At 30.9% G+C, this 553-nt stretch carries 1 protein-coding gene; it reads right to left on the reverse strand.

Going from position 1 to position 553, the window contains the following annotated elements; translation table 11 throughout:
* On the reverse strand, nucleotides 1-553 hold a 553-nt coding region (locus A6013_RS26040; protein ID WP_139128279.1), incomplete at both ends, for an IS3 family transposase.

Genomic DNA, 553 nt, shown 5'->3' on the forward strand with positions numbered 1-553 from the left:
CACTATTAAATTTAAAGTGCTTATTTCCTCTAAAAATTTCACTTTTTATTGTACCCCATACACCTTCCATTGGACCGTTATCGATACATTTGCTAACACGTGACATACTTTGAATCATGCCACATTCATCCAACATATGTTTAAATGTTTTCGATGTATATTGAAAACCTCGGTCACTATGAAATAAAATACCTTTGGTATTTTCTACTTTTTCTATCGCTTGATTGAATGTTTTAAATACTAATTGATTATTGTTAGAAGGGCCTAGCTTATAACTAACAATACGTTTAACACCTAAGTCATAAATGGCACTCAAATATATCTTACTACCTTCTTTGATTTTAAATTCTGTTACATCTGTTAACCAAACTTTATTTGGCGTATCAATGTCAAATTGTCGATTAAGCTTATTTTCTGATGTGATTTGTGGCGTTGAACGGCGATAAGGTTTTCGCTTTTGACGTATTACCGCTTTTAAATTAAGTTCTTTCATCAAACGATAAATTCGCTTTCGGTTTACTTGTTTACCTAGTTTTAATCGAATATAGATATA

The organism is Enterobacter sp. IF2SW-B1 (assembly GCF_001743375.1).
GTDB classification, from domain to species: Bacteria; Pseudomonadota; Gammaproteobacteria; order Enterobacterales; family Enterobacteriaceae; genus Enterobacter; species Enterobacter bugandensis.